The following is a 24314-nucleotide window of genomic DNA, read 5'->3' as shown; positions in this document are numbered from 1 at the left end:
CCCCTTAGCGACTCATTAACACTTCAGCAATATGCATCACTTTTACATGATGCCCCTCACGTTTGAGACGTCCGCCAATATTAAGTAAACAACTGACATCTGCACCGATTAAATACAACGGCTTCACCGCCATAATATGCTGTACTTTTTCTTTCACCATTTCGCCTGAAATTTCCGCCATTTTGACGGAGAATGTGCCACCAAAACCACAACAAGTTTCTTGATTATGGATCGGCAATAAATTTAATCCTTCCACCTGCTGTAATAATTTCACTGGCTCTTCTTTCACGCCAAGTTTACGGAATAAGCTACAAGAAGGGTGATATACCGCGTTACCCGCGAGTTTCGCCCCCACATTGACAACCTTTAACTGATTCACAATAAAATCGGTTAAGTCGTAAAAACGATCCGCCACTTTTTGAGCGCGCGCAGCCCATTCGGGTTCCTCTTTCAAGTATTCTGCATAAGTTTTAATGGCATACACGCAAGAACCAGCAGGGGCAACGATGGGATAATCATTGACTTCAAAAGTTTCAATCAATTTTTTCATGCCAGGGATAGCAGATAAAACATAACCGCTGTTAAGCGCAGGTTGCCCACAACAACCTTGTTGTTCAAGAAAGGTAATTTTACATCCGAGTTGTTCTAAAAGGAGAACAGACTGTTTAGCGACATTGGATTTTAAGGCATCACCAATGCACGTCACATAAAAATTGACATTCATTTTCATCACTCCAATAAATGCGGATATAGCTAACTCGGGCAAGTTAGCTATATTTAAAAAAAGACATCAAAAATAAATTAGTAAATAACAACTGCAACCAACGCTGCGATAACACCATAGAGGAACATTGGAACCACCGTCCGTTTTAAAATCGAACCTTCTTGGTTACTGACATTTAATACAGTACATACGGCAATAATGTTATTCAAACACACCATGTTACCCATTGCACCGCCCACAGATTGTAGTGCAAGGATTAATGGTACAGACATGCCTGTGGTTTCAGCGATAGAGAGTTGGATCCCACCAAAAGTTAAATTTGAAACAGTATTAGATCCTGAGAAAAATGCACCGATAGCACCAAGATAAGAGGAGAAATACACCCATTTATCTCCAGTAACATCAGCGAAGGTTTTACCAATAGTAATCACCATAGAATCATAATTCTCATTGCCAACTAACATTAATTTTACCATAACTAAGGCGCCTAATAACGCAAAGAATGGTTTTTTCGTTTGTTGATAGGTGCTCACCGCAATGGTTTTGGCTTTTGCCCCATTGAGTTTAAACACAAAAATCGAAATGATCACCGTGACAATAAATGGAATCAGTGAAGGCACATATAAAGTTTTATAGCTTTCGTTAATACCTTGACCCAAGATATTGTTTAAAGACAAGATTAACGCTTGGCTCACTTTGAATTCACCGAAGGCACCTAAAGATACAGAGAACCAGGTAGTCGCATCATTTAATAATTGCTTAATCCCTAATTGGTGAATACGTGTCACAATTAAGATCGCAATCAACATCATGGTTGGGAATAAGGCTTTAACCAGTACGCCAAATTCCACTTTTTCGAGCTGTATGTCTGCCTGCGCTGTTTTACTCACCCCAATCCCTTTATTCGCCACGAGAATTGAGATAAATAAACCGATAGCTCCCCCCACTAAAGCAGGGAACTCATAGTTCACTTGCGCTAATAAGAAATAAGGAATAGTACAAGCTAAAATGCTGATATAAATGAAAACAAGATTCTGTTTGATTTGTTGCCAGCTGACTAAGAAACGTAACGCTAAGACGGGAATCACAAAGGCTGCAATGAAGTGAATAAATGCCGTTTTCTGCCCCACTTCAAGTACTACGTCTTCGCTTAATCCTAATGGTCCGAAACCAAACCAAGTTGGTGTACCAACCGCACCGAAAGAAACCGGTACAGAGTTCATCACTAACGCTAGCATTGCCACTTGTAGCGGTTTAAAACCTAAACCCATCAAGATTGGCGCGGCAATCGCTGCTGGCGTTCCAAAGCCACTCGCGCCTTCAATCATAAAGGCAAATGCCCAACCAATGATCATAATTTGCGCCACTGGATTCGGATTGATATTGGCTAACCATTTACGTAATACATCGGTGCTGCCTGATACTTCCATCATGCGGTTAAATAAAATTGCACCAAAAATAATTGTAATCGGTGTTTGTGTCGCAATTAATCCCGCAATGACATTGGCATTTAAACGGGTTAAATCTGTCCCAAAATAAAATGCTTGTAAGAGATAAGTTAAAACAGCAATCAAAGGAAGTGCGATATAAGACGGTAAGCTATTACGTTTTACCATTAAATAAATCAATAAGACAATAGGAAGAATACTTAAAAAGAAAACCATAAAAAACCCTACATAAAAATTAAATTTGAGATAACATCAAAATATCAACGCCAAAGAATAACTATTTATGAGTATGTATTTTCATGAAAAATAAAACTACACAAATAATATACCACTTAAAATGTTAATAAGTTGTTATATTAAAGTAATTTTAAAAAAATGCTTTAAAAATCAGATTTTTTTCTGTGACAAAACTCACACATCTTATATTTTACGAACCGTTTGATTAATTTATATACGAATATAAGCCAATTTCTTATTTTTATATCAGAAATAATTTAATTTATTAGTTAAAATAAATAAGGCTGTATGACATATCACACAGCCTTATTTTTTGACTCACTCTATTTATTTTATGTTACAGTTTTTCCACTAATTCCACCGCGGCACCAATATAGGTTGCAGGCGTCATTTGTTGTAAACGGATTTTTTCTTGCGCTGGAATATCTAATGTTTCGATAAATTCACGCATCGCTTCTGCATCCACACGCTTACCACGGGTTAACGCTTTTAATTTCTCATACGGCTTTTCAATACCATAACGACGCATCACTGTTTGGATAGGTTCGGCAAGGACTTCCCAGTTTTGATCCAACTCATCACGTAAATGCTGCTCGTTCACTTCTAATTTACTGATACCTTTACGTGTCGCCGCGTACGCAATTAAACAATAGCCTAATCCCACACCTAAGTTACGTAATACGGTGGAATCCGTTAAATCACGTTGCCAGCGAGAAACCGGTAATTTTGCGCCTAAATGTGCCATGACTGCATTGGCTAAACCAAGATTTCCCTCTGAATTTTCAAAGTCGATTGGATTGACTTTATGTGGCATGGTTGAAGATCCAATTTCACCGGCAATGGTACGTTGTTTGAAATGATTTAACGCAATATATCCCCATAAGTCACGGTCAAAATCGATAATAATAGTATTAAAGCGCGCCATATTATCGAAAAACTCAGCAATGTAGTCATGTGGTTCAATTTGTGTGGTATATGGGTTCCAAGTTAAGCCTAATGATGTCACAAACTCTTCACTGAATTGATGCCAATCAATATCAGGATACGCTGATAAATGGGCATTATAGTTACCTACCGCACCATTGATTTTACCTAAAATGTCAATCTGCTGTAATTGTTTATACTGACGTTGTAAGCGATACACCACGTTCGCCATTTCTTTCCCCATCGTAGAAGGCGATGCAGGTTGTCCATGTGTACGCGAAAGTAATGGGATCGTCTTATACTCATTAGCAAGTGCGGTAATATCGGCGATCAATTTTTGCCATTCTGGCAGAATCACCGTTTCACGTGCCGTTTTTAGCATTAATGCATGCGAAAGATTGTTAATGTCTTCTGAGGTACAAGCGAAGTGAATAAATTCACTGATTTTGGCTAATTCTGGTAAAGCTTCACTTTTTTCTTTTAAGAAATATTCCACCGCTTTCACATCGTGGTTCGTCGTGCGTTCAATTTCTTTAATACGTTCAGCATCTTGCACACTGAAATTTTCAACGATGTGATTCAAGTAATCGTTTGCCTCTTGAGATAATAAAGAAACTTCTTGAATTTGATCGGTGGCAGCTAATTTTTGTAACCAGCGCACTTCCACTGTCACACGAAATTTTAACAAGCCAAATTCACTAAAAATTGAACGTAGTGAACTCACTTTGTCTTGATAACGACCATCAATCGGGGAAAGTGCAGTTAATGCATTAAGTTGCATAGCGGTTTGCTCCATAAAATAAAATGATTAAAGTGAAGAATAAATCTGTTTTGCCATAGCGATAATTTTGCGACGAGAGAATAACACTTGCCATTTTGTTCCCCCCACTTGGCGCCATAATACCGCAGAACGAATGCCCGCTAATAAGCAGGCGCGAATACGATGATGCATAGCTAATTGCTGTAAATAAAGCGTGGAACCTGTCACTTGAATTTTTTTACCTAATGGGCTGATGACATCCACATAAATGCTGGCTAAAGTGGACAACATTTGTTCATCAAGTAAATCATAATGTTCAAGTTGCGTTGGTAAATATTGAATACGGCGTGCAAGTTCTGCTTTTGCATGGGGATCTTTATTCAGCTTACTCTCTAACGCCAGTAAGCTAATCCAATATCGGCTTAAATCCGACCCTGTTCCATGCATTTGTTCTAACAAGGTTTCAAGCCCCAATTTTAAATTCTGCGCTTTACCACCAAAGACGGCCAAAGTATCTTCTGGGTAAATTTGTAACAAGGTATTCAGACTGGTTTCAAACGCTGCCTGATCCGCTTGCCCTTCATGAGCAAATTGTTGTACCAATTTTGCGGCTTGACACACACCTGCCAGAGCTAAAGTAATATCGTAGTAATTCGCCATAGGATTGGAAATAGGATGATGAAAAATCGGGGGACAATATAGCACTTTTTAACATTTTTTTAAAGCAAACGATGTCACCGCTGAAAACTTGATCTAGATCGCAAAAATAAAAATCCAGCTTGTAAAACTAAAACGTTTTAGTTAGGATTAAAATGATGAAAATCCAATCTGTGGGAGAAAGCAAAATGGGCAAAATCTGGGTATTAGGCGATGCGGTGGTTGATTTAATTCCGGAAGGGGAAAACACTTATTTACGTTGTGCTGGCGGAGCCCCCGCGAATGTGGCAGTAGGCATTGCGCGTTTAGGCGCCACAACTGGCTTTATTGGACGAGTGGGAGATGACCCATTAGGACGCTTTATGTTAAACAAATTACAACAAGAAAATGTCTGTACCCAATATATGCACCTCGATCCCAAACAACGGACTTCCACCGTGATTGTTGACTTAAAAGAAGGTGAACGCAGTTTTACTTTTATGGTGAATCCAAGTGCGGATCAATTTTTAGAACTTTCTGATCTGCCACATTTTAACCCAAATGATTGGTTACATTGTTGCTCTATTGCGCTTATCAATGAACCTTCACGTTCCAGTACATTTGCCGCGATTCATCGAATTAAAGCAGAAGGGGGATTCTTCTCTTTCGATCCGAATTTACGAGAATCGTTATGGAATAGCCCAGCAGAAATGAAAACCGTTGTAAATCAAGTGGTCGCCTTGGCTGATGTATTAAAATTTTCCGAAGAAGAATTATTGTTCTTAACTGACAGCGATACGCTATCAGACGCTACCGCTAAACTGACCCAACACTATCCCGATAAGCTCATTATTGTGACATTGGGTAAATTAGGCGCAACCTATTACTTACAAGGCAAAAGCCAATTGGTTTCCAGTAAAAAAGCGTTAATCCCCGTTGATACGACAGGGGCAGGAGATGCTTTCGTCAGTGGACTCTTATTTGGTATCTCACAAGTAAAAAATTGGCAAAATCCAACCGCACTTGTCGAGATCATCAAACAAGCCAATGCATGCGGCGCATTAGCGACAACGGCAAAGGGCGCCATGTCTGCGTTACCCAATAAACAGCAATTAGATGCCTTTCTCGCTGAGTAAAGTGCGGTCATTTTTCTGCCATTTTTGGACATCACCTATGTATATTTTTAATCAAGGCAAATACAAAAGTTTGCACGCACAGCAAGTCGGGGAACTTGCACAGATTCGACAACATGTACTACGCGATACACAATTTCGCCCGACTTATCATCTTGCGCCAGAAACAGGCTTATTAAATGATCCTAATGGTTTAGTGTTTGATGGCGAAAAATATCATATTTTTTATCAATGGTTCCCGTACGCCGCAATACACGGAATGAAACATTGGAAACATTTTATTACGTATGATTTTCACCATTTTCAAGCTGCAGATCCATTGATTCCAGATGAACTATTTGAATCACACGGTTGCTATTCGGGTGGCGCACTGTTATGGCAAGATCAGATTGTTGCTTTTTATACTGGCAACACGCGCAACGCAGAAAATCAACGTATTCCACACCAAAACATCGCGATTTTTAAGAAAGACGGCACACTCTTAAAAAAACGTTGCTTGTTAAATCAAGCCCCAACAGGTTATACCGAGCACGTCAGAGATCCCAAACCATTTATAACGGAAGAAGGCAAAATTCGCTTTATTCTCGGTGCACAACGTGAAGATCTTTCTGGCACAGCGTTAATCTATGAAATGACCGATCTTGATGCCACACCACAACTTATCGGTGAATTCAAACTCCCTGATTTTGATAACCAGCAGGTATTTATGTGGGAATGCCCTGATTTGCTCAAGCTTCAAGAACAAGATCTGTTTCTTTGGTCCCCTCAAGGCAAAGCACAAAAAACCTACTGTTTCCAAAATCACTACCATGCCACTTATGCGCTGGGTCAATATGCCAATTTGCACTTTTCCGCACAGCATATCGAAGAACTGGATTATGGCTTTGACTTTTATGCGCCACAAAGTATTCAGGGATCGGAAGGTATCTATTATGCTTGGGTTGGCTTACCAGACTTAACCTATCCAACGGATGAATACCAATGGCATTCTATGCTAAGTTTGCCACGTCAATTTTCAATTCAGCAGGGAATACTTTATCAGCGCCCAATTCCACAAGTGTATGACCAGTGTCTACCTGCGCATAAATATTGGGTGGAGGGCAAGCAACAAATTCCACATTTAGATCGTAGCTATGTTGCTTTTGATGCTGAAAATCAGCCTTTCACACTGCGTTTTTTCACAAACCAGCGAGGACAACAACTGATTTTACGCTATCAAAATGGCATACTGACGCTAGATAGAACATACACAACACAGACCGCCTTGATGCAACAATTTGGTGAACAACGCCATTGTATTTTGCCTCAATTAAACCATGTGGAAATATTCTTTGATCGTTCTGTCGTGGAAATTTTTTTAAATCAAGGTGAGAAAGTGATGACTTCACGTTTCTTTATTGCAGATCGAGAAAATGCGTTAGATAGCTCTCGCCCGCTCTGTGTTTCTGTGGCAGAATTAAAACCCATTATCTTAACACCCTAAGTTTTCATTTATTTCTCTTTACAGCATGAGCATTACTAATAAAAAACGTATCACCCTCAGCGATATTGCGAAATGTTGTGGTTTATCCACCACTACCGTCAGTATGATTTTAAATAATCGAGGTGAGGAATTTAAAATTAAAGCGGAGACGTGTCAACGCGTAAAAGCCATTGCGGAACAACAAGGTTATCGAGCAAATGTCTACGCCAAATCACTCAAAATGCAACGCTCTAATGTAATAGGTTTCGTGATTCCAGATCTGACGAACTACGGCTTTGCCTGTACAGCTAAAATATTAGAAAAGCAGTGTCGTGAAAATGGTTTACAACTTATTATTGCCTGTTCAGATGACAATCCACAGCAAGAAAAATTAGCGATTGAGCGCTTATTGGATCGTCAAATTGATTTTTTAATTACGGCCCCTACTCATCAAGATCCGAGTTACTACCAGAAAATCGGTCAACACACTCCTATTTTACAATTGGATCGTTATGTACCAGACTTGGCGCTGAACTATGTCATCAGTAATGATAGTGAACACATTACGACTTTAATTTGCCGTCTATGTGACCAGTATCAGCTAACAGAATTCATGTACTTTGGCGGACAGCGTACCCTTTCTCCTAGCGAATCACGCTTAGCGGGCTTTTTACAAGGGCTTAAACAAGCCAATCTTAACCTAAAAAAAGAATGGATATTACACCGCACCTATCAACCAGAATCAGGTTATCAAATGTTAGCGGAGACAGAAGCTAAACTAGGTCGTTTACCTCAAGCGATCTTCACCGCTTCCTATACTTTGTTAGAGGGCGTGTTACGTTACTTAACAGAGCAAAAAAAAATGGATTTATTACTTAATCGTCAGTTACATTTAGCCACTTTCGATGATCACGATATCTTAAATGCCCTGCCATTCCACATACATTCTATTAAACAAAATCACCCCCAGCTTGCCCAGCAGATTTTCCAACATATTATGCGTTACTTTGCAGGTAAAAAAAGCCCTAACCAAAAAATCGACTGTGACGTCATTTATCGTGATTAAGCTATCACAACGCTGAAGACAAGGAGAATAAAGTAATTCTCCTTTGTTTTATTAAACGACGCTTTCTTCTTGTTCCATTCAAACAATACATCGCTTCTTTTCAAAAAATGTGATCTAGCGCACAAAACTAAAACGTTTTAGTTAAATGCACTTTTATAACTAAAACGTTTTAGTTAAAATAAAATTACACACTTTTTCTACATCAACACAACTTTATAGGTGGTGACCATGAACTTCTCGCAAATCGCCCAACAAGTGATTGACAAACTCGGTGGTAAAGACAATATCTCTGCTGCGGCACATTGTGCTACCCGCTTGAGAATCGTTGTAAAAAATGAAAACTTGATTGATAAAAAAGGCATTGAGAATATTGAAGGTGTCAAAGGTCAATTTGCCGTAGCAGGACAATACCAAATTATTTTTGGTTCTGGCACAGTCAATAAAGTCTATGCAGAGTTAAGCAAGTTGTTAGGTATCGGTGATATGACGACTTCTGAAGTCGCTGCCGCTGGTACAGAAAAACAAGGGTTATTACAACGCTTAGTGAAAGGTCTAGCTGATATTTTCGTCCCAATTATTCCTGCCATCGTTGCCGGTGGTTTGTTAATGGGTATTCACAGTATGTTGACAGCAAAAGGTTTCTTCGTTGAAGAAAAAAATGTTGTCGATCTGTATCCCGCAATAGCTGATTTAGTGGATTTTATTAATACCATTGCAAATGCACCTTTTGTCTTCTTACCTGTATTACTTGGTTTTTCCGCTACTCGAAAATTTGGCGGTAATCCATTCTTAGGAGCGGCGCTTGGCATGCTATTAGTGCACCCAGCACTTTCTGATGGCTGGAATTATGCACTGACACTCGCTAAAGGCAATATTCAATATTGGCATATCTTTGGTTTAGAAATTGAACGTGTCGGCTACCAAGGTACAGTTATCCCCGTTCTTGTCGCCTCTTGGGTCTTAGCAACCTTGGAGAAAAACCTACGTAAAGTCGTCCCGTCATTTCTTGATAACTTAATTACCCCACTTTTTGCATTATTTATAACGGGCTTACTCGCTTTTACCGTAATAGGTCCTATCGGGCGTGAAGCGGGGTCTTTAATTAGTACAGGCTTGACCTGGTTGTATGACACATTAGGATTCGTGGGGGGTGCCATTTTCGGTACACTTTACGCACCCATTGTTATCACAGGTATGCACCAAACATTTATCGCTGTCGAAACACAATTGCTTGCTGAGGTGGCTCGCACTGGAGGTACCTTTATCTTCCCAATCGCCGCAATGTCAAATATTGCTCAAGGTGCAGCTTGTTTGGGCGCCGCTTATGTGATGAAAGATGCCAAAGTAAGAGGGATCGCCGTACCTTCTGGCATCTCAGCCTTGTTAGGGATTACTGAGCCCGCCATGTTCGGTGTCAACTTACGCTATCGCTATCCTTTCATATCTGCCATGATCGGTGCTGGCATTTCCAGTGCGGTCATTGCCTTGTTTAATGTTAAAGCCATTGCTTTAGGCGCTGCGGGCTTGCCGGGGATCCCCTCAATTAAGCCGGATAGTTTAGCAATGTATTGTGTCGGTATGCTTATTTCCGCATCGATTGCATTTACTCTCACGGTCATTTTAGGTAAAAGAGCACAACTAAAAGCAGAATAAGACGATTGTTGCGTGTATAAAAATGCCGTGATAGAAAAAAATCACGGCATTTTTCTTTTTAAAAGCGTATGATATCCGCATATTGGATGCTCATTTTTATTGTCTAGGATCTTTTATGAAATCGTTAACTCAACTTCTCTTCATCCTTACCGCACTTTTACCTACCTCGCTTTTTGCTCACATCCATGTCGAGCAAGCCCAGATGTTCAGTGCCAAAGCCGGTGAGCCAAGTGCCATATTCATGAATATTCATAATACGGGAAATGAAGATGTGAGTTTAGCGCTAGTACAAAGTGATATCCGTGCCGATATCGTCTTACACGGCACACAACATGGCAAGATGATTGAAGTCACTGGTATTAACCTACCGGCACATCAAATGACAGCGCTCAAACGGGGTGGATTACATATCATGGTGTTTAATGTCGAACAAGATCTCAACGTGGGTGATACCTTCCCACTGCGTTTACTCTTTGACAACGGTGAAATCATGCATATTGAGGCAAAAATTATTCAATACTAATAAATCACCTCAGAAATCGTCTAAAATACGCGATATGATTTGTTATTTTCAACATGGATAGAATAAGTATGCATATTTTAATTATTGGACCCTCTTGGGTTGGCGATATGATGATGTCGCATAGCCTGTATCAAACACTCAAACAACAATATCCCCAGTGTGAAATTGATGTCATGGCACCCAATTGGTGTAAACCTCTCTTAGAACGTATGCCTGAAGTGCGACAAGCCATTACAATGCCATTAGGACATGGGGCATTTGCCTTGGGTGATCGTTATCGCTTAGGCAAAGCATTACGCCACCAATATGATATGGCGATTGTTCTACCTAATTCACTCAAATCCGCATTCATTCCTTTTTTTGCCAAGATTCCGCTTCGCCGTGGTTGGAAAGGCGAAAGTCGCTATCTCTTTTTAAATGATTTACGCAGTAATAAAAAAGACTATCCGATGATGGTGCAACGCTATATTGCTTTAGCTTTTGAAAAAGGTGCTGTGCCGAAAGCAGAGGATTTGCCACGACCAGTTCCCTATTTAACGGTCGATCCCGTCACACAACAACATACCTTAAAAAAATTTGAAAAACAGACCGCACTTATTTCCCCACGCCCGAGTATTGGCTTTTGCCCGGGAGCAGAATTTGGTCCAGCAAAACGCTGGCCTCATTATCATTATGCTAAATTGGCAGCAATGCTGATTCAACAAGGCTATGCCATTCGTTTGTTTGGTTCTGCCAAAGATGAAGCCGTAGGCGAAGAAATCCGCCAAGCGCTACCTGAAACAATGCGTCACTTTTGCATAAATCTGGCAGGGCAAACCAGTTTGAATGAGGCAGTGGATTTAATCGCTGATTGTACCGCTATCGTCACCAATGACAGTGGACTCATGCATATCGCAGCCGCAGTTCAACGCCCTTTAGTGGCACTTTATGGACCAACGAGCCCCACTTATACGCCTCCACTTTCTGAAAAAGCCGTAATTATTCGTTTAATTGAAGGTGGCTTAATCAAAGTACGTAAAGGCAAAGACAGTGACGAAGGTTACCATCAAAGTTTAATTGATATTCAACCGGAATTGGTATTCGATAAACTCACAGGATTACTTGCTAACACATGAAAATTTGTTTAGTCAAAACCTCATCAATGGGCGACATTCTGCACAGTTTACCTGCGCTCACCGATGCCCAACGCGCCCTCCCCAATTTACAAGTTGATTGGGTGGTCGAAGAAAGTTTCGCTGAAATTCCCCATTGGCATAGCGCCGTCCGACAGGTTATCCCCATTGCTCTGCGACGTTGGCGTAAAACCCCATTTACCGCCCTAACTCGAAAACAGTGGAAAACTTACCGCACTTTATTACAATCAGAACAATATGATGCGGTCATTGATGCACAAGGCTTACTTAAAAGTGCCCTTTTTGCCACTCGATTAGCGCGAGGCACACGCCATGGTTACGATCGTCATTCGATTCGTGAACCGATTGCCGCCTGTTTCTACGATAAAAAATACGCCATTAGCTATCAACAACATGCTGTCGAACGTATTCGCCAGCTGTTTGCACAAAGCCTAAATTATCCCTTGCCCCATACACAAGGCGATTACGGCATAGCACGCCATTTCCCACAACACGCACAAACGATGCCTTATGTCCTCTTTTTCCATGGCACCACACGCCAAGATAAATTTCTACCGGACAGACAATGGCGGACATTAGCAGAAAAACTGACCGCACAAGGTATCCAAATTCACGTACCTTGGTCAAATCCTCAAGAAAAACAGCGTGCAGAGAGGATCGCCCAAGGGCTTGATCTTGTGACGATTTTGCCAAAATCCACATTATCCGAGTTAGCACAGCAGATTGTGAATGCCAGCGCTGTTGTTTCTGTTGACACCGGATTGGCACATTTAAGTGCCGCACTCGATAAAACCAACTTGACTCTCTATGGTGCCACGGATCCCAAACTGATCGGCTCCTACGGCAAAAACCAGCATTATCTCGTTGCTGAGAGTATGGATAAGATTGAAGCTGATGAAATTTTCCAAAAATTGACCGCACTTTTATCGTTAAACACGATATAAGCTAACAGACCGATCCCCATATCCAACTGTTTTAGTAATATACCAACAGTCAATTGAAACTGCCTATACGGCAGTTAACACTTGAAAGCAACAGCAGACAAACTAGCACGCTTTCTAAGCTGCCTACACGGCAGTTAACTGGGTAAATTGCTTTCAGGCGTTCTAGTGAAATTTCTAAGCTGCCTACACGGCAGTTAACATACATCTGCAACTCTGCCCATTTCCGATGCTTTTCTAAGCTGCCTACACGGCAGTTAACTAAAACAGTCTAATCGACATCCCTTTATTCAGCAAGTATGGCGCCGATCAAACTGTTAAAAACCCTTTTTCTAGACATAGAAATAACCCTTTGATCTTATTAGATAAATAATCTAGCCAGAAAAAAGGGTTAGCAATTTAGATGTGATTATTCTGCGTTAGCAGGAGGTGTATTGGATTTGCGACGTTTACCAATATTTTTCGTATCTTTATGACGCAGTTTCACTTTTTTCTTTTGTTCTTGTTTTTGCTTCTCTTCACGTTTTGCTTTAATGCGGGCTTTTTGCTTTTTACTGACCGTTTTAATTTCTCCCTCTTTCGGTGCTTTGGTGCGAGGTGCTAAGCCTTCGATAATACGTGCTTTCAGTAATTCTTGGGTGTAACGTTTGACTTTACCCAACAATTTATAATCATGGGCTTCCACAAAAGACACCGCTACGCCTTTTTTACCTGCGCGTGCAGTACGTCCAATACGGTGCAAATAGGTATCTGCGCTGTATGGTAAGTCGAAGTTCATGACATGGCTGACATCTTCGATATCAATCCCACGTGCGGCGACATCAGTTGCTACCAAGACCGTCACAATACCATTTTTAAGTTTATCAATAGCGTTATTGCGTTGAGTTTGTGCCATTTCACCTTCTAAATAGGTGGAACGAATACCGCGTTTACGCAAAGTTTCGGACAGTTCACGCACATCTTCACGTCGACGCACAAAAACAATACCTCGGCTCACCTGTTCTTCATCAATAAAACGTGCCAATAATTTGATTTTGTGTTCATTGCTGTCAGCATGATAGTACCATTGCTGAATTTTTTTACGCTCACGGCGACTTGGCTCAGCGTCAATTTGCACGGGGTCTGTTAATAAGCGACTGGCGAAATCCACCAGCAATTCGCCCTCTAATGTGGCGGAAAATAACAAGGTTTGTTTACGCCAGCGAGTTTCGGCGGCAATTTTTTCGGCATCTTGTCCAAACCCCATTTGAAGCATACGATCCGCTTCATCAAAGATGAGAATTTCGACTGAACGACAGTCAAAGTTTTCTTCTTTAATGTATTGCAATAAGCGTCCTGGGGTTGCCACTACGATATCTTGATTGCTGTTAAAAATTTCCCCGTGGTTTTGGTAAGCCACTCCACCGGTAATTGTCGCGATACTCAAGTTCGTGAATTCCGCAAAGCTTTCTGCCTGCTCTGCCACTTGCATAGCGAGTTCACGAGTTGGCGTTAAAATTAAAATACGTGGGGCACCCGGTTTGCGACGTGGGTAATCAAGTAAGTGCTGAATGGCTGGCAGTAAAAAGGCGGCTGTTTTACCGGTACCTGTTGGTGCAGAGCCTAGCACGTCACGTTGTTCCATAGCGGCGGGAATCGTTTCTTGCTGAATCGCTGTTGGACGAGTGTAGCCTTTTTTAGCGAGGGCTTTCAGTAAGGCAGGAGCGAGATCAAAATCTTGAAAAGTGGCTAATGTCATGGGTATGGCTTTCTATCATTGTAAAATTGTGGCAGATTATAGCGCACTTTGTCCGTGTTGCGAAATGAAGACGCTATTTGTACCAAAAGGCGGGCAATATTAAGGAAAAATATGTCAGCAAAACAAAACGGTTTTACCTTTAAACAATTTCATATTGAGCACCATCGTTGTGCGATGAAAGTAGGCACTGACGGGATTTTATTAGGTGCGTGGTCGGATGTCAGTCAAGCTGAACGGATTCTCGATTTGGGAACTGGCACAGGTTTAATCGCCTTGATGTTAGCACAACGTAGCACCAAAGAAAGCGAAATTCATGCCGTCGAATTAGATCAGGCTGCTTATTTACAAGCACAGGCAAATATTCACGCTTCGCCATGGGCACAGCGTGTGCATGTCTATCAACAAGATGCCGCCGAATTTTGCCGAAACGCTGTGAATAAGTTTGATTTAATTGTGGCAAATCCCCCTTATTTTCCACAGGGTGTGGACTGTGCTACGCCACAACGTGATCTCGCACGTTATACTGCCACGCATCGTCATGTTGATTGGCTAAATTGGGCATCTCATTGTCTTAGCGAGCAAGGCAAAATCAGCATGGTGTTGCCTTTTGAGGCGGGTGAAACGTTGTTAAAACAGAGCGCACTTTATTGTATTGCCCGTTGTGAAGTGATCACTAAAAAAGGCAAAGCTCCACAACGTTTACTGCTCACATTTTCCTTGCAAGCCCAACCGTTGCAGCCAAGCCAATTGATTATTTATGATGAAAGCAATCGCTATCATCCGGATTTTATTGGCTTAACCAAAGATTTTTATTTAGCGTTTTAAACACACAAAAAGGGAGCGAATATCGCTCCCATATCAATTGATAAAGTTTATTGTACTGACTGACGATGGGCTTTTTCCAATTTTGTCCAGTTGTAATAGCCATACAGTGAGTTGAGTAAATAAGCAGAATACATGGTCACCATCGCAAGCGATCCTTCTTTGGCCTGTGTCCACAACACAATGGAAATCACATTCAGTGCAATCCACAAAAGCCATTGTTCACGGTAACGCAAAATCATGAGAAGCTGTGCTACGACCACGATAACCGTGGTTAGCCCATCTAGCCCTGTTGAACTTCCGCCTGCGGCATTCAATGCTTGCACGAACAATAAAGTACCTATCGTGATAGTGCCCAATACGATTGCCCAGCCTTTTAAGGTTAAGGATTTGGCAATCACACTTTCTGCGCCTTCACTGCCTTTCTGTAAATTCTCACGCCATAAGAAATAACCAATAAATTGTGCGGGAATATACACATACAATACCGTATTCATCTCGCCGAGATAATTGGCTTGCCAAGCCACATAAAAGTAAGTGTAGGCAAAAATCAGCCCAAAGAAGTAGTTACTCACTTTTCCTTTACTGACAAACACCACACATAAAATGCCAGAAATACCTGAAATCATGCCCAAAATCGAATCTGGGTTTTGGATATAAATGACAATCTGCGCAATTAAAAACAGACTTAACCACGCCACTTCAAAAGGCTTCCAGCCTCCAAGAAATTCATTTTTTACGGCTTGTAAATTCATGCTGCTCTTCTCCTACAATGAAATTTAGGTTGATTTTTACATCGCTGATTACAAATGTCAATGATAAGCTACATTATCAATTATGAACCCATAATCAAGATATTTTTTGTTATATACAGATATAATACAAGGTTATTTTTTCTTCCCTCACATCCAAACAGAGATTTCGTTTTATTTTTGAGTGCAAGATCGCTAAAATAGCCGGCTATTTTTTAATGAAAGAACACGTCTTATATTTTTTATCAAGTCATCAAAACAAAGAGAATTATAACATTATGACATTTGCAGTCGGTCAACGTTGGATGAGTGAAAGTGAGAATAATCTTGGCTTAGGTTTAATTGTCGCCATAGATATGCGCACTGTCACCATTCTATTTCCTGCTTCTGAAGAGCAACGTATTTATGCTTTAAACTCTGCGCCTTTAACGCGCGTCTTATTTCAAATTGGCGATGAAATTGTGCATCATGAAGGCTGGAAAGGTAATGTCTTGGACATTCTTGAGAATAACGGTGTGGCGTTTTATTTACTCAAACGACAAGATAACGGCGAAGAAATCACGATTCAAGAAAGGGATATTGCTCATCAAATGACCTTTAGTAAGCCACAAGATCGTTTATTTACCACCCAAATTGACCGTAATGAACATTTCACCCTACGTTACCAAGCTCTGACTCACCAACAAGCCCAATTCCAATCGCCTTTACGTGGTTTACGCGGCATTCGTGCCGGCTTGATTCCACACCAGTTACATATTGCCAGAGAAGTAGGACAGCGTACCGCCCCTCGTGTGTTGCTCGCTGATGAAGTGGGATTAGGCAAAACCATTGAAGCGGGTATGATTTTACAGCAACAATTGTTTGCTGAAAAAGTGGAACGTGTTTTAATCATTGTGCCGGAAACTTTGCAACATCAATGGCTCGTGGAAATGCTACGCCGTTTTAACTTGCACTTTGCTTTATTTGATGAGGAACGCTGTGCCGATTTTGAAGATCCCGCTTCTGCTTTATGGATTAACCCATTTAGCACGGAATCACAGATTATTTGTGCCTTAGATTGGCTATGCGAAAAACCAAAACGTGTCGAACAGCTCCTCGAAGCGGGCTTTGATATGCTGATTGTGGATGAAGCTCACCACCTTGGCTGGTCAGAACATAACCCAAGTTTGGAATATCAATTAGTCGAACAGCTTGCACGTCAAATTCCCGCGGTTCTCTTGCTGACCGCCACGCCAGAACAGCTCGGACAAGAAAGTCATTTTGCCCGTTTAAGTTTGCTGGACCCCGATCGTTTCTATGATTATCAAGCCTTTGTACAAGAACAACAACAGTACCAACCTGTTGCCGATGCGGTGCAAAGTTTATTGGCGGATAAACCCTTAAGTACGGTGGAAAAAAACCATATTGCTGATTTGTTATCCGAGCAAGATGTCGAACCAATGTTAAAAGTGATCGACTCACAAGCTCACGACGAACAAAAAGCCCTGGCGCGTCAAGAGCTTATCGACAACCTGATTGATCGCCATGGCACAAGCCGCGTGTTATTCCGCAATACCAGACAAGGGGTGAAAGGTTTCCCACATCGTACTTACAACCAAATTACCCTTGAGTTGCCAAAACAATACAATAATGCGGCGAATGTGTTAGCGATGTTAGGAGAAAAAAGCGAAAACGATTCTTTTTACCCAGAACAAATGTTCCAAAAACTCAATCCTGATGCTCGCTGGTGGGAATTTGATCCTCGTCTAGCATGGTTAATTACCTTCTTAAAAAATCACCGAGAAGAAAAAGTGTTGGTGATTTGCCGACATGCGAATACCGCCATTCAATTAGAACAAGCCTTGCGTGAAAAAGAAGCTATTCGTGCGGCGGTTTTCCATGAAAAACTCAGCATTGTGGAGCGTGATCGCGCGGCAGCCTATTTTGCTCAACAAGAAGACGGTGCACAGGTATTACTCAGCTCAAGCATTGGTTCGGAAGGGCGCAACTTCCAATTTGCGAGTCATTTAGTGCTGTTTAACTTGCCTGATGATCCGGATCTCTTAGAACAATGTATCGGTCGTTTGGATCGTATTGGTCAAAGTCGTGATATTCAAATTCATGTGCCTTGCTTTGCCGACACCGGCCAAGTGGTACTTGCGCGTTGGTATCATGAGGGCTTAAATGCCTTTGAAGAAACTTGCCCAATGGGTATGACCTTGTTTGAAACACATCAAACACAGCTCAATAAATTTTTACAAAAACCGACTGCACTTGAAGGCTTTGCAGAATTTGTTAGCCTCACACGCAAACAGCAACATGAACTAAAACAGGCTTTAGAAAAAGGACGTGATCGCTTATTAGAACTGAACTCCAACGGGGGCGAACAAGCGCAACAGTTGGCAACAGATATTGCTGAACAAGATGGTACGACAGAACTGGTGAACTTCACTTTAAATCTGTTTGATATTATTGGCGTTGATCAAGAAGATTTGGGCGAAAAATCTATTGTGATCACACCGGCAAGTAATATGCTTGTGCCCGATTTTCCGGGCTTAAAAGAGGAAGGCGCAACTGTCACCTTTGACCGTCAACTTTCACTGGCACGCGAAGATGTCGAGTTTATGAGCTGGGATCACCCACTCATTCGTCACGGTATTGATCTGATCACTTCAGGTGATATCGGCAAAAGTGCGGTCAGTTTATTAATTAATAAAGCCTTGCCTGCAGGGACGTTATTGTTAGAAATGATTTATGTGGTGGAAGCACAAGCACCGAAAGGCTTACAGCTTACCCGTTTCTTACCACCTACACCAATCCGTTTATTGTTGGATCAAAAAGGCAATAACTTAGCGGAACAGGTGTCGTTCAATGCATTACAAAAACAGTTAAAGCCGATTGGCAAAAATATGGCAAATAAAGTGGTGAAAATGGTGCGTCCGAACATTGAGCAACTGGTCAAACTCAGTGAGCAAAAAATCGTTGCACAAGCACAACAAATTATCCACAATGCACAACAGCTTGCAGATCAGACATTAAGTGCAGAATTAAACCGTTTAACGGCATTACAAGCAGTGAATAAAAACATTCGCCAAGATGAAGTCGATGCACTCGAAAACATTCGCAGCCAGTCCCTCGCCCAGCTAAAACAAGCAACCTGGCGTTTAGACAGCTTGCGTGTGATTGTGAGTAACAAAGAATAAAACAGAGTAAAAACTTACCGCACTTTTCAAGTAAAACGGCACAGGCACAATGCGTGTGCCAAGAACATTGAGCAAACAAAATGGCATTAATCAGTTACACCCCACCGACCGATCCTTACCTTGATATCGTGCATTACGATGATCATTTTGTGGTGATCAACAAACCGAGCGGCTTGCTCTCCGTGCCGGGTAACCAGCCCCAATATTACGACAGCGCCATGTCGCGCGTGAAAGAAAAGTACGGTTTCTGTGAACCCGCCCATCGTTTAGATATGTCTACTAGCGGTTTGATTTTGTTTGCCTTGAGCAAAGCGGCCGATCGGGAACTGAAACGCCAGTTTCGTGAACGTGAACCGAAAAAACATTATCAAGCATTGGTGTGGGGACATCTGGAGGAAGACCAAGGGGAAGTCAACTTGCCATTAATTTGTGACTGGGAAAACCGCCCTCGCCAAAAAATTTGCTTTGAGCGGGGTAAACCAGCGCTCACGTTATATGAAGTGCTAGCCCGCTATCCTAACAACACAACAAGAGTGAAACTCACGCCAATTACAGGACGTTCTCACCAATTGAGATTGCATATGCTTGCCCTTGGACACCCAATTTTAGGTGATAAATTCTATGCCCCACCACAAGCCAAAGCCCTCTCGCCTCGCTTGTGTTTACACGCAGAACAGCTAGCATTTCGCCACCCAATTACGCAAGAATGGCTAAGCTTTAGTGCGCCACCTGCGTTTTAATTAAGTAAAACCGATTTTAAATGGTACAATCTACCATCAACGATGAATGAAAGAGAAAAGATTATGGCTCGTAAGAAGAAAACACGCCGCGTCAGCGATATTATGCCGGCTCGTAAAGTCGATAAAAAAGTCGAATTGCCAAAGGGAAAACCTGGTAAGAAATTAACACGCTATGAATTAGATGCCAAAGCGCGTGAAGACAAAAAGAAAAAGAAACGCAAAGGCTTAGCCTCAGGCTCTCGTCATAGTGCCACAGAAAACAATAACAATCATCAAGCGCTAGCGAAAAAAGATCCGCGCCTTGGTAGCCGTAAAAAAGTGCCTTTAATTGTGGAATTCGTGAATAAGCCAGAAAAAGGCATGACTATTCCACCGATGAAAGTGGAAGAAAAAGTGGCGAAACTAGACCCAATGTTGGAATTAGAACAATTGGAAAATAATGAATGCCTTAACCAATTATTAGATGCGTTAGATGCAGGCAAAACGCTAAGTGCAGAAGATCAACAATTTGTCGATGACTGTTTAGATCGTATTGCACAATTAATGGACGAGCTAGGCATTTCAGAAGATGACGATCCTGAAGAAGATCTCTTACGCACCTTTGAAAAAATCGATATTAACCAATTTAGATAAGTATGATGTGGACGAACATTTTATTGATTCTTGCCGTGCTGGTTATTGTGGCAATGGCGAGCTATGCGGGCTACTTATTATTGGCATTGCAAAAGCAGAAAAAAGCCATTGCCAATATGCGTACTGCCCGTAGTCAGCGCTTAACCGAAAGTATTGTGATTATTGCGAAAGCCATGCAAAATGGCGATTGTAATCATTCGGAAGGCGTCATTCGCTTAAAAATGTTGCTTGATCCCTTGGGCAAAAAGCTCAAAAATTATCAAGCCATGTATCAGCTGTATGAAGTGGTAATGGATATGCCAACCCATGAAAAGCGTCGCGAATTAAAGAAAAATGAACGTATGCGTTTAGACTTACAACGTGAAAGCGCCGAAGCGGAATTAGAGCAGAAAATTCGCTTAGAATTACAGCAATTATTAATTGATATGAAGTAAATGGAATCTTATTGGGGGAAATCATGTCCGATATTGTTTGGGATTTGGCGCTTATTCAAAAATATAACCAGTCTGGTCCACGTTATACGTCCTATCCAACGGCGTTGGAATTTAATGAAAATTATACCAACCAAGATTTTATTCAGGCGACAAAACGCTATCCAAATCGTCCTCTTTCACTTTATATCCATATCCCATTTTGCCATAAGCTGTGCTATTTCTGTGCCTGTAATAAAACCATTACTCGTCACCAACACAAAGCGGATATTTATCTCGACTTTTTAGAACGTGAAATAGAAAACCGTGCACCGCTATTTAAAGATCGTATCGCAACCCAAGTGCATTGGGGCGGGGGGACGCCAACTTATTTAACAGAGCAACAGTCCGCACGTTTAATGGCGATGCTACGCAAACATTTTACCATTGCCCCTGATGCGGAAATCAGCATTGAAATGGATCCGCGTGAAATTGAACTCAATATGCTCGATCATTTACGTCGCATTGGTTTTAATCGCATGAGTATGGGTGTGCAAGATTTCAATAAAGACGTGCAAAAAGCCATTAACCGTGTACAAGATGAAGACTTTATTGAAGCACTATTAAAACGCGCGCGTGAGTTGGGTTTCCAATCCACTAACCTCGATTTAATTTATGGTCTGCCACTTCAAAACGTCGATAGTTTTATGTTCACTTTGCAAAAAGTCATTGCATTAAACCCCGATCGTTTAAGTGTGTTCAATTACGCCCACTTACCAAGCCGTTTCGCTGGGCAAGCGAAGATTAAAAATGAGCAATTGCCGGCACCAGAAACCAAATTAACCATTTTGCAAAAAATGATCGAAACCTTAGGTGACGCAGGTTACAAATTTATTGGCATGGATCATTTCGCCAAACCAGATGATGAACTGGCGATCGCCCAACAACAAGGTGTATTGCACCGCAATTTCCAAGGCTACACTACACAAGAAGAATGTGATTTACTCGGCTTAGGTGTCTCGGCGATCAGCTTGTTAGGCGACACTTACGCACAAAATCAAAAAGAATTAAAACATTATTATACGGCGATTGATAACACCGGTCTTGCACTGCACAAAGGTTTTGCCATGAGCGAAGAGGATTGCTTACGCCGTGATGTGATCAAACAATTAATCTGTAACTTCAAATTAGATTATCAACCGATTGAACAGCAATACAGCATTCAATTTACCTCGCACTTTGCCGAAGATTTAAAACTGCTTGCGCCATTATCTGAAGACGGTCTATTAGAGATCGGTGAAAAGGCGATTCAAGTGTCGGCGAAAGGGCGTTTGCTGATTCGCAATATTTGCCTTTGTTTTGATACTTATTCCAGAGAACAGGCGAAACGCCAACAGTTCTCCCGAATTATTTAAACAAACTTTTTGAAAAACCACCGCACTTTGGGAGAAAACCATGTCCATTTCAAAAACAGATATCCTCAATGCCTTTCACTTTCGTCACGCTTGCAAAGCCTATGATCCAAGCAAAAAAATCAGTGAAGAGGATTTCCGTTTTATTTTAGAAACAGGTCGCCTGTCGCCGAGCTCATTTGGTTTCGAGCCGTGGAAATTCTTAGTGATTGAAAACCCAAAAATCAAAGCATTAATTCGTGATACGGCTTGGGGTGCGAAAGATAAAGTGATGGATTGCAGCCATTTTGTGGTAGTGTTAGTGCGCCAACCAGAGACCTTACTTGCTGATGGTGAATATGTGCAACATATGATGCGAGATATCCACCATATCCCTGAAGAAATGCGCAAAATCCGCCAAAATTTCTATCGTACGTTTAGCGAACAGGATTTTGCGTTAACTGAGAATCCAAAAGCCTTTTACGATTGGGCGTGTCGTCAAAGCTATATTGCCCTGGCAAATATGCTGACCAGTGCGGCAATGATCGGCATCGACTCAACCCCAATTGAAGGTTTCCCATTGGAAAAAATGGATCATATTTTTGTGGAACAAGGACTTTATGATCCGAAAACCTATAAACTGAGTGTGATGATCGCCTTTGGTTACCGTTTAAACGAGCCAAAAGCCAAAACACGCCAAGCCTTTGATGACGTGGTGGAGTGGGTAAGATAACAACCCGCATTTTAGCGAAAGAAAACCAAGAATAGGCGCTTATGGCGTCTATTTTTTATGGCTCTTGAAAACTAAACTTTGGCTATTTTTTCCCCTTCCCCTATAATGAAATTCACGCAAGCTGAAATGAAGGAGGCAACTATGTATTATATCGGGGTCATGTCAGGCACCAGTTTAGACGGAGTGGATTTGGCATTGATGGATTTTTCCTGTGTGCAACCACAACTTATCCATTCGGATTTTTACCCAATGCCACCCGCAATACGGCAACAGATTTCAGCATTATGTAACTCCGGCGCAACCACTTTACAAGCCTTAGGTGAGTTAGATCACCAACTGGGTTTACTCTATACCGAGTGCATTCAACAATTCTTACAAAAACATCGACTTTCCCCAGAACAGATCACGGCGATTGGTTGCCACGGACAAACCGTTTGGCATTCCCCAAACAGCCACTATCCATTTACTATGCAAATTGGCGATGCTAACCTGATCGCAGCGAAAACGGGCATTACCACGGTGGCAGATTTTCGTCGCAAAGATATGGCATTCGGTGGACAAGGTGCGCCACTGGTGCCGGCTTTTCATCAAGCCTTATTTCGGAAACCAAATCAAGCGACCGTGGTGTTAAATGTCGGTGGGATCAGCAATATTTCTCGCTTACTACCAAATGAAGAGGTCATTGGCTATGACACAGGTCCGGGCAATACGTTGCTCGATGCGTGGATCGAAAAGCATCAAGGCAAAGCCTATGATAAAGATGCAGAATGGGCGAAATCAGGTAAAGTAAATACGGACTTACTTGCTGATTTACTCGATGAACCGTTCTTCGCCCTTCCCGCACCAAAAAGCACAGGGCGCGAATTATTCAATCTGGCTTGGCTGAATAAAAAATTAGAAAAACACACCGCACTTTCACCACAAGATGTACAAGCAACCTTAGTAGAACTCACCGCGCAAAGTATTGTGGATCAGCTTAACCAAATTGAAACGGCATTAGATCGCCATTTATTAGTGTGTGGTGGCGGGGTGAAAAATTGTCTATTAATGGCACGCCTCACCACCTTACTGCCACAATGGCAAGTGCAAACCACCAATGACTACGACTTAGATGCCGATTATGTAGAAGCCGCCGCTTTTGCGTGGCTCGCCTATCAACGCCTCAATGACCTCCCGGGCAATTTACCGAGCGTAACAGGGGCAAAATGTGCGGTCAGTTTAGGGGCAATTTATCCGAAGGAAAAGAGTGTGTCTATATAAATAGGAGAAAAAG

The 24314-nt window shown here is 41.6% G+C and carries 21 protein-coding genes and 1 CRISPR repeat array; of the genes, 15 read left to right on the top strand and 6 right to left on the bottom strand.

The genetic code is table 11. From position 1 onward, the window contains the following. Positions 1 to 4: 4 nt before the first annotated feature. From KPF51_RS00305 to hflD, 4 genes are all read right to left on the bottom strand, one after another. Entirely contained in the window at positions 5 to 724 is a 720-nt protein-coding gene (locus KPF51_RS00305) for a (Fe-S)-binding protein (protein WP_005719269.1), read from the bottom strand. A gap of 77 nt (positions 725 to 801) precedes the next feature. Next, positions 802 to 2388, bottom strand: a complete 1587-nt coding sequence (locus tag KPF51_RS00300; protein ID WP_061406269.1) for an L-lactate permease — start codon at positions 2386 to 2388, stop codon at positions 802 to 804. 358 nt (positions 2389 to 2746) lie between these two features. After that, a complete protein-coding gene (purB, locus tag KPF51_RS00295; protein ID WP_061406270.1) occupies positions 2747 to 4114 on the bottom strand; it encodes an adenylosuccinate lyase in 1368 nt (455 codons plus the stop codon). A gap of 27 nt (positions 4115 to 4141) precedes the next feature. Further along, a complete protein-coding gene (gene hflD, locus KPF51_RS00290) occupies positions 4142 to 4753 on the bottom strand; it encodes a high frequency lysogenization protein HflD (protein WP_005724902.1) in 612 nt (203 codons plus the stop codon). A 185-nt stretch (positions 4754 to 4938) separates the two neighbouring features. Between hflD and KPF51_RS00285 the strand changes: the two genes are divergently transcribed. The 7 genes from KPF51_RS00285 (at position 4939) to rfaC (ending at position 12643) form a co-directional block, all read left to right on the top strand. Then, positions 4939 to 5865 carry an aminoimidazole riboside kinase gene (locus KPF51_RS00285; protein ID WP_005724900.1) on the top strand — a complete coding sequence of 309 codons (927 nt, stop codon included), beginning with the start codon at positions 4939 to 4941 and terminating at the stop codon, positions 5863 to 5865. A 37-nt stretch (positions 5866 to 5902) separates the two neighbouring features. Further along, complete coding sequence (locus tag KPF51_RS00280; RefSeq protein WP_005724899.1) at positions 5903 to 7345, top strand: glycoside hydrolase family 32 protein; 1443 nt, start codon at positions 5903 to 5905, stop codon at positions 7343 to 7345. Between the two features lie 25 nt (positions 7346 to 7370). Next, the gene (locus tag KPF51_RS00275) at positions 7371 to 8390 is read left to right on the top strand and encodes a substrate-binding domain-containing protein (RefSeq protein WP_005724897.1); all 1020 of its coding nucleotides are present in this window, start codon (positions 7371 to 7373) and stop codon (positions 8388 to 8390) included. A gap of 228 nt (positions 8391 to 8618) precedes the next feature. Next, positions 8619 to 10043 (top strand): sucrose-specific PTS transporter subunit IIBC, encoded by a 1425-nt coding sequence (locus KPF51_RS00270; RefSeq protein ID WP_005724895.1) that lies wholly within the window; start codon positions 8619 to 8621, stop codon positions 10041 to 10043. A 115-nt stretch (positions 10044 to 10158) separates the two neighbouring features. Further along, positions 10159 to 10566 carry a copper chaperone PCu(A)C gene (locus KPF51_RS00265; protein ID WP_005724893.1) on the top strand — a complete coding sequence of 136 codons (408 nt, stop codon included), beginning with the start codon at positions 10159 to 10161 and terminating at the stop codon, positions 10564 to 10566. A 68-nt stretch (positions 10567 to 10634) separates the two neighbouring features. After that, positions 10635 to 11681: a lipopolysaccharide heptosyltransferase II gene (gene waaF, locus KPF51_RS00260; protein WP_005724891.1), complete on the top strand. Its 1047-nt coding sequence runs from the start codon at positions 10635 to 10637 to the stop codon at positions 11679 to 11681. Beyond that, positions 11678 to 12643, top strand: coding sequence for a lipopolysaccharide heptosyltransferase RfaC (gene rfaC, locus KPF51_RS00255; RefSeq protein WP_005724889.1), 966 nt, complete (start codon positions 11678 to 11680; stop codon positions 12641 to 12643). The genes waaF and rfaC overlap by 4 nt, the downstream gene beginning before the upstream one ends. 51 nt (positions 12644 to 12694) lie before the next feature. Then, positions 12695 to 12902: direct repeats of the CRISPR family, unit length 28 nt; unit sequence TTTCTAAGCTGCCTACACGGCAGTTAAC. A gap of 147 nt (positions 12903 to 13049) precedes the next feature. On the opposite strand, the gene srmB is transcribed toward rfaC, so the two are convergent. Next, positions 13050 to 14378 (bottom strand): ATP-dependent RNA helicase SrmB, encoded by a 1329-nt coding sequence (gene srmB / locus KPF51_RS00250; protein ID WP_005724872.1) that lies wholly within the window; start codon positions 14376 to 14378, stop codon positions 13050 to 13052. 111 nt (positions 14379 to 14489) lie between these two features. Here srmB and KPF51_RS00245 point away from each other — a divergent pair, with 111 nt between their 5' ends. Then, positions 14490 to 15203, top strand: coding sequence for a tRNA1(Val) (adenine(37)-N6)-methyltransferase (locus KPF51_RS00245; protein WP_211599551.1), 714 nt, complete (start codon positions 14490 to 14492; stop codon positions 15201 to 15203). 47 nt (positions 15204 to 15250) lie between these two features. Here KPF51_RS00245 and pnuC read toward each other — a convergent pair whose 3' ends face one another. Beyond that, positions 15251 to 15955, bottom strand: a complete 705-nt coding sequence (gene pnuC, locus KPF51_RS00240; RefSeq protein ID WP_005724867.1) for a nicotinamide riboside transporter PnuC — start codon at positions 15953 to 15955, stop codon at positions 15251 to 15253. Between the two features lie 275 nt (positions 15956 to 16230). Between pnuC and rapA the strand changes: the two genes are divergently transcribed. The 7 genes from rapA (at position 16231) to KPF51_RS00205 (ending at position 24301) form a co-directional block, all read left to right on the top strand. After that, positions 16231 to 19134, top strand: a complete 2904-nt coding sequence (rapA, locus tag KPF51_RS00235; protein ID WP_005724857.1) for an RNA polymerase-associated protein RapA — start codon at positions 16231 to 16233, stop codon at positions 19132 to 19134. Positions 19135 to 19214: 80 nt separating this feature from the next. Continuing rightward, positions 19215 to 19874 carry a bifunctional tRNA pseudouridine(32) synthase/23S rRNA pseudouridine(746) synthase RluA gene (gene rluA, locus KPF51_RS00230; RefSeq protein WP_005724855.1) on the top strand — a complete coding sequence of 220 codons (660 nt, stop codon included), beginning with the start codon at positions 19215 to 19217 and terminating at the stop codon, positions 19872 to 19874. Between the two features lie 63 nt (positions 19875 to 19937). After that, positions 19938 to 20507, top strand: a complete 570-nt coding sequence (gene yihI / locus KPF51_RS00225) for a Der GTPase-activating protein YihI (RefSeq protein WP_005755466.1) — start codon at positions 19938 to 19940, stop codon at positions 20505 to 20507. Positions 20508 to 20512: 5 nt separating this feature from the next. Then, positions 20513 to 20941 (top strand): DUF2489 domain-containing protein, encoded by a 429-nt coding sequence (locus tag KPF51_RS00220; RefSeq protein WP_005724851.1) that lies wholly within the window; start codon positions 20513 to 20515, stop codon positions 20939 to 20941. A gap of 23 nt (positions 20942 to 20964) precedes the next feature. Continuing rightward, the gene (gene hemN, locus KPF51_RS00215) at positions 20965 to 22332 is read left to right on the top strand and encodes an oxygen-independent coproporphyrinogen III oxidase (RefSeq protein ID WP_005724849.1); all 1368 of its coding nucleotides are present in this window, start codon (positions 20965 to 20967) and stop codon (positions 22330 to 22332) included. 40 nt (positions 22333 to 22372) lie between these two features. Next, the gene (locus KPF51_RS00210; RefSeq protein WP_005724847.1) at positions 22373 to 23041 is read left to right on the top strand and encodes an NAD(P)H-dependent oxidoreductase; all 669 of its coding nucleotides are present in this window, start codon (positions 22373 to 22375) and stop codon (positions 23039 to 23041) included. A 126-nt stretch (positions 23042 to 23167) separates the two neighbouring features. Next, complete coding sequence (locus tag KPF51_RS00205) at positions 23168 to 24301, top strand: anhydro-N-acetylmuramic acid kinase (protein WP_256447823.1); 1134 nt, start codon at positions 23168 to 23170, stop codon at positions 24299 to 24301. Positions 24302 to 24314 lie beyond the last annotated feature (13 nt).

The sequence above is a fragment of the Pasteurella sp. XG20 genome, from assembly GCF_018968665.1.
GTDB classification, from domain to species: domain Bacteria; phylum Pseudomonadota; class Gammaproteobacteria; order Enterobacterales; family Pasteurellaceae; genus Pasteurella; species Pasteurella multocida.
This window is presented reverse-complemented; position numbering and strand designations above follow the sequence as displayed.